Source organism: Mesorhizobium sp. M7A.F.Ca.AU.001.01.1.1, from assembly GCF_004022735.1.
Taxonomy (GTDB): Bacteria; Pseudomonadota; Alphaproteobacteria; order Rhizobiales; family Rhizobiaceae; genus Mesorhizobium; species Mesorhizobium ciceri.
In genome coordinates, this window is record NZ_RZPF01000111.1 from 1 (window position 1) to 11,884 (window position 11,884).

At 62.3% G+C, this 11,884-nt stretch carries 10 protein-coding genes; 6 read left to right on the forward strand and 4 right to left on the reverse strand.

Annotated features, from left to right (window positions below; all coding sequences use genetic code 11):
- Positions 1-102 precede the first annotated feature (102 nt).
- Both EN884_RS09565 and EN884_RS09570 read left to right on the forward strand, forming a co-directional pair.
- Complete coding sequence (locus EN884_RS09565; protein WP_063168588.1) at positions 103-2,400, forward strand: xanthine dehydrogenase family protein molybdopterin-binding subunit; 2,298 nt, start codon at positions 103-105, stop codon at positions 2,398-2,400.
- 123 nt (positions 2,401-2,523) lie between these two features.
- Entirely contained in the window at positions 2,524-2,859 is a 336-nt protein-coding gene (locus EN884_RS09570) for a hypothetical protein (protein ID WP_127224178.1), read from the forward strand.
- Positions 2,860-2,929: 70 nt separating this feature from the next.
- Here the strand turns inward: EN884_RS09570 and EN884_RS09575 are convergent, their stop codons facing one another.
- Together EN884_RS09575 and EN884_RS09580 are read right to left on the reverse strand one after the other, a co-directional pair.
- On the reverse strand, positions 2,930-3,991 hold the full coding sequence (locus tag EN884_RS09575; RefSeq protein ID WP_063168589.1) for a 2-oxoglutarate and iron-dependent oxygenase domain-containing protein: 1,062 nt from the start codon (positions 3,989-3,991) through the stop codon (positions 2,930-2,932).
- Positions 3,988-4,947 (reverse strand): LysR family transcriptional regulator, encoded by a 960-nt coding sequence (locus EN884_RS09580; RefSeq protein WP_013530698.1) that lies wholly within the window; start codon positions 4,945-4,947, stop codon positions 3,988-3,990. The genes EN884_RS09575 and EN884_RS09580 overlap by 4 nt, the downstream gene beginning before the upstream one ends.
- Between EN884_RS09580 and EN884_RS09585 the strand changes: the two genes are divergently transcribed.
- The 4 genes from EN884_RS09585 to EN884_RS09600 are packed head-to-tail and all read left to right on the forward strand — an operon-like array spanning position 4,923 to position 9,823.
- Positions 4,923-6,284 (forward strand): BMP family ABC transporter substrate-binding protein, encoded by a 1,362-nt coding sequence (locus EN884_RS09585; protein WP_164745855.1) that lies wholly within the window; start codon positions 4,923-4,925, stop codon positions 6,282-6,284. The two genes, EN884_RS09580 and EN884_RS09585, sit on opposite strands and share 25 nt — an antisense overlap.
- Positions 6,284-7,834 carry an ABC transporter ATP-binding protein gene (locus EN884_RS09590; RefSeq protein ID WP_128360537.1) on the forward strand — a complete coding sequence of 517 codons (1,551 nt, stop codon included), beginning with the start codon at positions 6,284-6,286 and terminating at the stop codon, positions 7,832-7,834. Before EN884_RS09585 ends, EN884_RS09590 begins: the two co-directional genes overlap by 1 nt.
- Positions 7,827-8,885, forward strand: a complete 1,059-nt coding sequence (locus EN884_RS09595) for an ABC transporter permease (RefSeq protein WP_013530695.1) — start codon at positions 7,827-7,829, stop codon at positions 8,883-8,885. The genes EN884_RS09590 and EN884_RS09595 overlap by 8 nt, the downstream gene beginning before the upstream one ends.
- Positions 8,886-8,899: 14 nt before the next feature.
- A complete protein-coding gene (locus tag EN884_RS09600; RefSeq protein WP_063168591.1) occupies positions 8,900-9,823 on the forward strand; it encodes an ABC transporter permease in 924 nt (307 codons plus the stop codon).
- A gap of 395 nt (positions 9,824-10,218) precedes the next feature.
- Here EN884_RS09600 and EN884_RS09605 read toward each other — a convergent pair whose 3' ends face one another.
- Both EN884_RS09605 and EN884_RS09610 read right to left on the reverse strand, forming a co-directional pair.
- Positions 10,219-10,929 (reverse strand): outer membrane protein, encoded by a 711-nt coding sequence (locus EN884_RS09605; RefSeq protein WP_063168592.1) that lies wholly within the window; start codon positions 10,927-10,929, stop codon positions 10,219-10,221.
- Positions 10,930-11,143: 214 nt separating this feature from the next.
- A partial coding sequence (locus EN884_RS09610) for an AraC family transcriptional regulator (RefSeq protein ID WP_164894958.1) occupies positions 11,144-11,884 on the reverse strand: 741 nt, incomplete at its 5' end.

Genomic DNA, 11,884 nt, shown 5'->3' on the forward strand with positions numbered 1-11,884 from the left:
GTCATGCCGTCTCTCCCAATTTGCGGATGGCGCCAACCACTACAAGGTCGAACTGGCGCCGCGCGTCGTCGCCCGCGCCATCCGCAAATTGGGAGAGACGGCATGACCGTTCACAACATCAGGCATGGGGATGCGTCCGACGGCGCTTTTGCCGAAGCCGTCGGCGGCCGGCTGTCGCGCATCGACGGCCCGGCCAAGATCACCGGTGCGGCGAAATACGCCGTCGAGCAGCAGCTCGAAGGCCTCGCCTACGCCGTCCTGGTCGAGAGCACGATTGCATCGGGCAAGGTGCGCGCGATCGACACCACTGCCGCCGAGGTGGCGCCCGGCGTGCTGCAGGTGCTGACGCCGGACACCATCATCAGCCTGAGGACCGCGGCGGACTGGTTCGGCACGCCGCCGCCCGACAAGCCGTATTGCCCGCTCGCGCGCGACATCACCTTTTCGGGTCAGCATGTCGCCGCCGTGGTCGCCGAGACCTTCGAGCGGGCGGTCGCGGCGGCGGCACTGGTCAAGGTCAGCTATGAGGAAACGCCTGCCATCGTCGACCTCAGCGACGCCAAAGCCGGCGATGGCATCGCGATCGATGCCATGACCAAGGAATGGGGCGACGCGCAAGGTGCGTTCGCCTCGGCGCCGGTCCGCATCTGCGCCGCCTACAACACGCCGCGCGAGTACCAGGCGCCGATGGAGCCGCATGGCCTGATCGCCCGCTGGGAGGGCGACCACCTCACCGTGTGGGAGCCGAGCCAATGGCTGGACGGCATGGCGCGCACCTATGCCGAATGGTTCGGTGTGCCGTTCGAGAACGTGCGGCTGGTGTCGCCCTATATTGGCGGCGGCTTCGGCTCCAAGGCGCTGGCGCTCAGCCATGGCGCGGTGGCCGCCTGTGCGGCCAAAATGCTCGGCCGGCCGGTGCGGCTGGTGATGACCCGGCCGCAGACTTTTACCGGCTATGGCGGCCGCGCGGCGACGCGCCAGACGGTGACGATCGGCGCCGACGTGCAGGGAAAGATCCAGTCGATCGTGCATCGCGGCGTCAATGAAACATCCATCGACGGCATGTGGGTCGAGCCGCTCGGATCGGTCACCTCGATCATGTACACAACGCCGAATTTCTCCTCGAAGCAGAATGTCGTACGGGTCAATTCGGTGGTGCCGGGCGCCATGCGCGCGCCGGGCGAAAACCCCTCAGCCTTCGGCATCGAAAGCGCCATCGACGAGCTTGCCTACGAGGTCGGCATCGATCCGCTGGAGATCCGGCTCCGAAACTATGCCGAGCAGGATCCACATGCCAAAAAAGCCTGGTCGACCAGGCAGTTGCGCGAGGCTTTTGCTGCAGGCGCCGAACGCTTCGGCTGGTCCAGGCGCACACCCGAACCGCGCTCGATGCGCGACGGCAACCAGTTGATCGGCTGGGGCGTCGCCGCCGGCACCTATCCGGTGCGACGCGCCTATGGCGAGGCGCTCGTGCGCATCCTGGCCGATGGTTCGGTCGAGGTCGAAAGCTCCTCGATCGACATGGGCCAGGGCACCTACACCATCCTGGCGCAGACCGCCGCCGAAACGCTCGGCGTGCGAGCTGACGACGTGGTGGTGAAGCTCGGTGACTCCCGCTTTCCGCGCGCCGGCGTCACCGGCGGTTCGCGGCTGGCCGGCGTGATGACGGGTGCGGTCTACAAGGCGGCAACCTCGGCCCTCGACCAGTTGGTGGGCCTCGCCATCAGCGATCCACGCTCGCCCTTCCACGCGCTGCAGGCCAACACGCTGGTCGTCGCCAATGGCCGTATCGCTTCGCCGCGCGGCGACGGCCCCGATGTCTCCGTCGCCGAACTGCTCAAGTGCGTCGGCCGCGACCACATCGAAGCCACCGGCGACACCATGCCGGCCAATTCGACGCCAGATGATCGCTACAAGAACTACACCACCATCGCCATGTCGGTGCCGCACACCGAGGGCGACTATTCCCGCCACTCCTGGTGCGCGCATTTCATCGAAGTGCGCGTCGACGAGGATTTCGGCACGGTGCGTGTATCGCGTGTGGTGTCGGCGCTGGATTCGGGCCGGCTCTACAACCCGAAACTTGCCGAAAGCCAATGGAAGGGCGGCATCATCATGGGCATCGGCCAGGCGCTATTGGAAGAAGGCATCGTCGACCGCCGCCACGGCCGCATCGTCAATGACAACCTCGCCGACTACCTCGTGCCGACCAATGCCGACATCCCCGACATCGAGGTGATCTCGGTCGGCATCCCCGACCTGCATTCCTCGGTGCTCGGCGGCAAGGGCGTTGGCGAACTGGCCATTGTCGGCGTGGCGCCGGCGATTGCCAACGCGGTATTCCATGCGACGGGAAAGAGGATCAGGGATCTGCCGATCACGCTGGAGAAGCTGATTTAAGGGCGGTGGCCGATCTACCCCTTGAGGGTCCCCTTGTGGGGAGGCCAGGCCGCAGCTTCGGGCGGTGGTGCTCCCTCCACACTTTCACCTTCAGCACTCGCGCAACCATCAAGGGGTAAGACCATGAGCGACATCCATTTTGGCACCGGCAAAATGCCCCCTGAAAACATTACCCCCCTCAGCATCGCCGACTGGCTGTGCCTTGCCGCGGCCATAGCCGAAACCGAGGCCCGCCACGCGATCCGAAAACCGCTGACCCGGACGACGAGCCGTGACTTCCTTATGCAGGTTTTCTGCTCCGTTGCTGCTCAAAGCCCAAATCGGCAAGACCGCGCTCCACCAAGCCCTCAAAGCCGAAAAATTAGCCACATCCACCGTCAAACCGAAATGGGTTCTTCTGGTGACGCCATGGCTAACCAGTTAACCCGACGCTACCCATCGAGGGTGCTATCATATTGATCTCGGTCAACGGACGGCGGGTATGCGACGCGCGGCCACAGGAGCGGCCGCGCATGACAGGATTATCCGCTTAAGCCGCGGTTTCGGCGCCGGCCTCGCTTTGCGCGGCATAGTGCGCAAATGTCGCCTTGAAGCGGCCGTTGACGTATTCGCCCGACGTGATCGGAGGGTACTTCGCAGGATGATCCTCATCAATGCAACTGGGAAGCACCTCGATCACGGCATCATAGTTTGGACCGAAGAAGAACGGGATCGAATAGCGTTCTTTGCCGGAACGATTCACCGCGCGGTGGACGGTCGAGGCGAAAAGGTCATTGGTCCAACGCGCCATCTGATCTCCCACATTGACGACGAAGCAGCCGGGGACGGGATCGGCCGCAATCCACTCGCCAGTTGCATTCAGTACCTGCAAGGCTGAAATACCATCCTTCTGGGCCAGGATCGTGAAGCACTCATAGTCCGAATGCGCCCCAATTCCGATCTGGCGGTCATCGATCTCGCCAAACTGCGGTGGATAGTGGAGCACCCGCAAAGTTGCGAGCGGCTTGCCGACCAGCAGGTCGAAATATGTCTCCTCCAACCCAAGAGCCAGAGCAAAGGCATGGAGCAGGTGGCCACTCAGCGTCAGCATCTCGGCATGGTAGGCTTCCAGTGCCGTTCGGAATTCCGGCCTGCCCGCTGGCCACTGGTTGGGACCGTAGAGTACTTTGCCGGCCTTCACGTCCGGATCGTCGGCTGGCACATCCAGCGCAATATCATACGATTCGTGCAGGTCTCCGCGCGCGGTCGGATCCGTATTCTCTTCCAATATTGCCGCATAACCGCGATTATTCTTTGAATTGGAAACGTGATTCTCCATCTTCACGTCGTCGGATTCGGCGAAATACACCTCCGCCACCCCAAACGCGGCATCGATGACCTCCTTCGGAACGTGATGGTTCTTGATATAGAGGAAGCCGACTTCCGTGCAGGCCTTGCGCAGTTCCTGGGCGAGCTTTCGCTTGGCCGCCTCGTTGCCTGCGAACATGGGCTCGAGATCGATGATCGGGATCTTGTCGAAGCTGACACGCTGCGGGTCGAGCCCTCCCCCTTTCATTGCACGCGCGCCATTACCGGTTTCAAGGACCTTCATTTTTCTGTTCCCTTTTCTTGCTGGCTTGCATCGAAGATTGTTTCGACGTAGTAGCGCGGCCCCGTGAAAACGAAGCCGGGCGAGAAGTAGCGGCCGCAGACATCCATGAACGCGGTCATCTTACGCGATGGGGCGTGCGGGCGCGATATGCGGATGCTGACCCGCTTTTCCGCGGACTCCCATGTGTCGAGCAACGGAATGAGGTGGCCGCGTTCACACTCGATCGTGGTGAAGAAGTGCGGTAGATAGGCAATGCCCTCGCCCGCAACGGCGAAGTACTTGATAGTCCAGTATTCGTTGGCGATCAGGTTGCTGCGCGGCAAGATACTTTCCTGCGCGGTACCTTTCTGTAGCCGCCAGTGCTGCAGGCCCGCCGAGGTGCGATAGACAATGCCCTGGTGTTCCGCCAAATCGGCGGGTTTTCGTGGCATCCCGGCACGCTCGACATAACTCTTGCTGGCAAAGAGTGCGAATTTTGCGGTGGAGAGCGTTTCGCCGACTTCGATACCTTCGTCCCATGAAATCACGGCGTCGAGCATATCGAGGCTCTCTGGCGCGTAGAGAACGTGCGGCGAAAAGAAGGTGAGTTCGATTTCCACCTTGGGGTAGAGCTTTCTGAACGCCATGAGCATCTGCGTGTAGTAGGCCGTGCCGAACTCCCCCGTGGCGCCGATCCGCAAGGTTCCGGTCACGTCGTCGCTCAGTTCCGTCACGGCGGCCCGCGCCGTATCGCAGCTTTGCAGGATCTGCCGCGCGTGCCCGAGCAGGGTTTGCCCTGCTTCCGTGAGCAACAGGACACGGCCGGAGCGCTCGAACAGAGCGACCTTCAGATCGTCTTCAAGCTGCTTGAGCCGGAGACTGAGCGTGGATTTGGGCAGGCCGTACAACTTCGCCGCGGCCGACAATGACCGCAGTTCCGCGATTTTTACAAATGATGCCAGAGCATCGGTGTTCATTTGATCGTTCACATTTCTGCACAAAGTGCCCAAAAAATGAGCATGATTATTTTTGTTGCATGAACGAACGTAATCGGCTGTTATGCACTGCACAAGAGCCAATTCGCTTTTGCCAAATCAAAAAAGACGCTCCGGCGGCAATCGTCACCGTGCAGGGAAGCTGCATGGGCGCGGCGTGCTTCCGGCTGAGAAAATCAAAGAAAAACAAGGGGAACCACGAAATGAAAGAGCGCAACACGAAGCCGTCCGACTCAGTTCGCCTGTTCGCGGCGGCGGCCACGGTTTTCGTATTCTGTGCTACGTCCGGCGCTTATGCCTTTACTCTGGAAGGGGCGCCCAAGGTCGCGTTCATCTACGCAAGTTCAGCGCAAGACGGCGGATGGAACGAAGCCCTCGAGGCCGGCCGCAAGGCCTTGGAGGAACAGCTACAGGTGCCCGTCTCGGTGACGGAGAACATACCGGAAGAGGCCACTAAGCTGCGCGCGGCGATCGATCTCTACGTCAAGCGCGGCTTCAACATCATAATCGGCACCACCTATGGCTACAGCGCCCCAATGGCCGAAGCGGCCAAAGCCTATCCGAATGTGGCGTTTCTCAGTGCTTCGGGCACGGAGAATGGGGCCAACATGGAAAGCTTCTATGCCCGCACTTACCAGGGTTGGTACCTTGCAGGCATCGCGGCAGGACAGGCGACGAAGACGAAGAAGATCGGCATCCTCGCCGGCTTTCCGGTCGGCGTGGTGAACTGGGATATCAACAGTTTTGCACTCGGGGCCCGTTCGGTCGATCCTACGATCGAAACGGTCGCGGTCTTCGCCAACTCCTGGTGGGACCCGGTGAAGGAAGGGCAGATCGCCCAGGCCATTCTCGACCAGAAGGCCGACGTGCTCGCCACGAATCTGAGCGCGACCTCGGCGCTCGACGCCGCCGAAAAGGCAGGCGTTCCTTCGATAGGCTTTCAGCTCGACATGTCGCATGCCGCGCCGCGGACGATCCAGACCTCCGTCATCTTCCGCTGGGAGAAATATCTTGTGCCGACGATCAAGGAGATCATCGACGGCAACTGGAAACCCGAGGAATACGGCGCTTTCGAAGGCCTTGAAACCGGCGTGGTCGATCTTGCTCCTTTTGGCCCCTCGGTTTCCGAGGAGACCAAGGCAAAGGTTGAAGCAGCAAAGCAGGAGATCATCGCCGGCAAGCTTGATCCATTCCAGGGCCCTCTGAAAAAGCAAGACGGCACCATCGTTGTCGATGTCGGCGGGAAGGTCGACGATGCGGCGCTCTGGTCGATGGACTATTTCGTCGACGGTGTCATCGGCACCATGCCGGCGAAGTAATGACGACGGCGCTTCAGCAAGCGGGCGACATGCGACGACCGCTGGGCACGCCGGCGGCTCTGTTGATGCGCGGCATAGGCAAGTCGTTTGACGGCAAAGCCGCGCTCCGCGATGCGTCCTTCTGTCTCGAATGGGGGGAGGTGCATGCCATTGTCGGTGAGAACGGTGCAGGCAAGTCCACTTTGATGAACGTGGCGGCCGGCGTCTATGTAGCAGACGGGGGCGACCAATCGATCGACGGCGAAGCGATCAGTTTGCGCAGCCCGCTGGAAGCCGCCGCCGCCGGTCTCGGCATGGTCCATCAGCATTTCCGGCTGGTCGAGAGTTTTACGGTTGCCGAAAATGTTCTCCTCGGCTTCGGCCGCAAGGCTGCTGTGAAAACGCTGGCCGATGCGGCGGCGATCGTTTCCGCCAAGTCGAGCGAGATCGGCCTGCCCGTCGATCCGCACAAGCTGGTAGCGAATCTTTCGATCGCCAAACGCCAGCGCGCCGAGATCATCAAGGTCATGCTTCTGGGCGCCCGAATTCTGGTCATGGACGAACCGACGGCGGTGCTGACCGACGAGGAAGCGCGCACGCTCCTCTCTTTTGCCCAACGATTGTCGAGGCAAGGTCACGCCGTGGTTCTGATCACGCACAAGTTCCGGGAGGTTGCCGCTTTCTGCGACCGGGTAACGGTCATGCGGCACGGCGAGACCGTACTTGAGGGTGCGCGGGTTGCGAACGTCACCGAAGCGGAGGTGGCGCGGTTGATGGTCGGCGATGCCTTGACGGTTGCGGGCAGGCCGTTATCTCGGCCGGGTGATGTGTGTCTGAGCGTGGAAAGGCTTTCCGCACGGGCGACCGCTCACGGGCAAAGCCTGAACGATCTCGGGTTCGAGCTGCATGTAGGCGAAATCCTTGGCATCGCCGGCGTCGGCGGGAACGGGCAGGAGGAACTCGTTGCCTGCCTTCTCGGACTCGACCGTGCCGGCGCCGGCGCGATCGTACTGGATGGCCAGGACATATCCACCGCCAAGCCAGACCAGCGCCGCGAGGCCGGCTTGCGCGTCATCCCCTCCGACCGCTTTGACAGCGGGTTGATCCGGGAGCTTTCCATTGCCGACAATCTCGCGCTCACGACCGTCGCCAGCGGTAGCTTCGGCGGCCCGTTTCTCCTGAGCCGGCGGGCGATGCGCGAGAAGGCCGCCGAGGCCATCGATGCGTTCGATATCCGCGGCGCGACGCCGGAACGGCCGGCCTCTTTGCTCTCGGGAGGAAACGCGCAGAAAGTGTTGCTCGCGCGGGAGCTCGATCACGGCCTGAAGGTTCTCATAGCGCATTCCCCTTCTCGCGGGCTGGACATGAAAGCGGCCGAGTTCGTCCGATCGGCGATCCGCAGAGCTGTGGAAGCCGGCGCGGCTTGCCTTCTGATCAGCGAGGATCTCCAGGAGGTCATGTCCCTGTCCCATCGGGTGGCCGTCATGAACAGAGGAAGGATCGCCGGCTGCCGTCAGACCGGCGACGTCACGCCTGAATGGATAGGAGGCCTTTTAGCAGGCCATGCTTGACACAGCTTTCCTTGTTCGCAGGCAAAATCCCGGCTTCTTGTTGACCAGTCTCAGTTATGTTGGCGGACTGTTGGTCGGGCTGACGGTTTCGGCGGTGCTGCTCGTGCATGCGGGCGTGCCGGCAAGCGCTCTTGTGGATGAGTTCCTGATTGCAACTTTTCTGACCTCGGACGGCCTCTCCCAGACGGCGACGGCCGCTTTACCGTTGGTGCTAGTCGGCCTCGCCTCCGGCGTTGCCATGCGTGTGCGGTTTTGGAACATCGGCGTGGAGGGCCAGCTATGGCTCGGCGCGATCGCGTCAACCTGGGTGGCGCTGAACGGCAGCGGGCCTGAAGTGCTGAGGTTGCCGACGATGTTCGTTCTGGCGGCGCTTGCGGGAGCCGCCTGGATTGCGATTCCGCTTTTTCTGAAACTCAAGTGGGGCGTTAACGAGGTTATTTCGACCCTGCTGCTGGGAAGCGTCGCGTTTCTGCTCGTGCAGCATCTTCTGTTCGGGGTCTGGAGAGACCCTTCCAACAGCTTTCCCGTGACCGCCACCTTTCCCGAGGCGAGCTGGTTTCTCGTTCTGGGATGGGGGCAGTTGCATGCCGGAATCTTCCTGGTCGCCGTTATCGCATTGTCCATCTGGTTCGTCATGGAACACAGCCGGGTCGGCTTCTACGCGGATGCTGTAGGTTTCAACGCCAAGGCCGCGCTCGCCACGGGCCTGCCGGTGCTCAGCATAGCCGTGGGGCTCGTGCTGCTCTCCGGCGCTCTCTCAGGCGTTGCCGGCATGATGATCGTGGCGGGGACGGAGCACCGCCTCAACCAGTCCGTCGGCAACGGCTATCTCTTCAGCGCGATCGTGATCGCCTACCTGGCCCGCGCGAAGCCATTGTGGGTGGTCGTGATCTCTTTCGCGCTCGGCGCGGTGTTCACCGCCGGGAATGTCCTGAAGGTTTTCTATTCGATCTCCGAAGCGATGATCGTGCTGATGCAAGGCGCGGTACTGATGTCGATTTTGATGGCGCAGTTCTTCAGCTCCTATTCGCTCAAACGGCCCAAGAACTAGGAAGGGACAGTTGCATGGATTTTCTGATCGGCTGGATTGCCATCATTCCGAGCTATGCGGCACCGTTGCTGCTGGCGAGCCTCGGCCTCATTATCTGCGAAAGAGCCGGCGTTCTCAATCTTGGAGCGGAAGGGCTCATGGCGATCAGTGCCATGACCGGCGCGATGACGGTGCTTTCCGGAGCCGATCCTTGGGTTGGTCTTGCCGCCGGCTCAGCGGCCGCGATGGCTCTCGCTCTGCTGTTTGGAATATCGACAGTCGCCTTGCGCGCCAATCATACGCTCGCCGGCCTAGCCGTCGTCGCAATCGGACTGGGCATCACCGGGGTCGTGGGGCGACCCTACGTGCAGAAGACCTTTTCTGGCATTTCCACACTTGGCGACCTCTTCGGGATAGACCGCGGTTCGGCATTCGGCCGCATTTTCGCGGTGCAGGACCCGGTTACGCTGGCGCTGCCGATCCTGGTCGGCGCGCTCTGGTGGTGGCTTTCCAAAAGCCGACATGGCCTCAGGTTGAGGTCCGTCGGGGAAAACCCGGCCGCCGCGGATGTCGCGGGTATCGACGTGCAACTGGTTCAGTTCGGGGCTGTCCTGGCGTCCGGGCTGTTTTGTGGTCTCGCCGGAGCCTATCTCTCAGTCGCCACAAGTCATGTCTGGGTGGAGGGAATGGTCGCGTCGCGCGGCTGGATTGCCGTTGCGCTCGTCATCTTTTCGCGCTGGAACGCGGCTCGAGCTCTCTGGGGTGCGCTTCTTTTCGGAAGCGCGGATGCGCTTGTGCCTAGACTACAAGCCATAGGCGCCGACGTTCCTGTCTATCTCATGATGACTTTGCCGTACTTGCTGACGCTTGTCGTGCTGGTGGCAGGCTCATTGGGCGGCCGGCGCTCCGGCGAGCCGGCCTTCCTCGGCAGGGTCTATCTACGACAAGACAAACAATAAGGAACTTGCCCGGTTCATGAGCCCCGCGGCCCGCATCCTTCTGGACTTCGCGGATTTCATGGACAAGCATCAAGGATCGCCGATGTCTGTGCCGTCCCCCCCTCGCCCGGCGCTGACCCTGCGGCTCCGCTCGACGCCTATTCGCGTGCCACTAACCGTGAGATCAAGAACAAAGCGCCACGGAGACGACAGAGGGGTCGCCGCGCGTAAAGCGCCAACGTCATCCGCAACAGCAGGCCGAGCCCAGCCGGACCGCCCCCTCTGGCCTGCCGGACCCGGCCCTTCGCTTCCGTTCCAGGCGTTCGTCGTTCGGAAAGCCAAGCGATTGGCTTTCCGTCCGCTGCGCGGACCACTCCTCACCCCCCCTCAAGGGGGAGATCAGCAGCTTCAGCGGATCAGAACTTGTAGCTGAGCCCGACCCGGATATCCTGTGTCTGGAGGTCGACATGGGTTTCCGTGGGCAGGCCGGCGGCCACCGAGAGGTCCTGGCTGCCGAAGTCCGAGTAGCGATACTCAGCTCGAGCGATCCACCTGTCGGTGAAGGCGTGCTCGATGCCGGCGCCAACCGTCCAGCCGACATGGCTGTCGCTGTGGAGCGTTACTTCGGCGGCAGGGCCACCGGCGCTGACCGCAATAAGCTCATACTTGGCCGCAGCGACGCCTGCAGTGATGTAGGGCAAGGTCCGATCGAAAGCATAGCCGGCCCGCAGCCGCGCCGACCCGGACCATTTGAGTTCGCTCTTGAGCAACGTGGTGACGCCGCCGCCGCCGGCGTCGAGGGCCGTCAGCCCATCTATGTTGCCATACGCAATGTCGGCCTCGGCGCCGATCACGAAGCTGTTCTCCATCTGGTAATTCGCGCCGATATGGACGCCGCCGATAAATCCGTTCGGATCGACGCCAACGTTGAGATCGGTGGCCCCGCCCAGTCCGCCGCCGGCGATGAACAGATTGGATTTTCCGGCCGCGTAGCCGATGTCGACGCCGGCATAGAGTCCGGACCAGTCGTAGCCGGATGCAACAGGCGAAACCTCATTGATATCAGCCGCACACGCCACACCGAGCGGCGCGAGAATGAAGGCCGTTGCGAGAAGAAGAATTTTCATTGTTGTCTGCCGCCCCATGTTGCTTCCCCGCCGCACAAATGAGCTGCGGAGATCCAGCTGTTGTCGAGAAATCCGGTGTTGCATTGTCCGCCGGCCGCGTCTTGGGCTGGGCCGCACCCGAATTGTCGGGGAAAGCACCACGGCGCTTTCCCGGTCGGTGTGGCTTTTCAGCCTCAGTCGATCGGCGCGCCGTGCATTCGGTGGCTGTCGGAAACTATCTGGCGCTGCCCGGCGTCGAGCCGAAGCGGCGGCGGAAGCAGCGGTTGAAATAGGACACGTCGGAAAAACCGCTGAGCAGCGCGATCTCGCTGATCCGCATGCGGTCGTTGCGCCTGTCGGACAGCATCCGATGCGCCCTCTGCAAGCGCAGTTCGAGAATGCGCTCGGCAAAGCTCACCCCGGTTTCCTGCAGCAGGTCATGGACATAGCGGACCGAGAGCCGCAATTGCCCGGCAACGCCCTGCGCCGAAATGGCGGGATCGGCGAAATTGTCCCGCATCTTCTGCAGTATGGCCTGCAGCCTTGCCGCGCGCAGACCGCGCAGGCCCGCCAGTTCGGCCGCTTCGCCCTTGGCGCCGGTCGCCAGGCCGATCAGGTCGACGATGGTTTCGGTGGCGTGGCCGATGAGGTCGGGCGAGACCAGGGCCGGGCCTGCTTCCAGGAAGCTGCAATAGCGCTTGAGCATGCCGAGCGCCTCATTGTCGGCGCCGACGGTCAACGCCAGCCGATCCTCTATATGAGCGAAGGCATTTTCCAGCACGGCACGGGGAAGCACCACATTGGCCCAGACATTGCTGTCGCCGCCGGTCATCTGCAACGCTTCCGAAGCCGAGACCAGGGCGGCCTCGCCTTTGCCGACGTGATAATCGCGGCCAATCTGCGTGCCGCTGAGCACCGTATCGCCATTGTTGACCAGCAGCAGATAGCCGTCGCGACCGTCGGCGGCGATATTGCC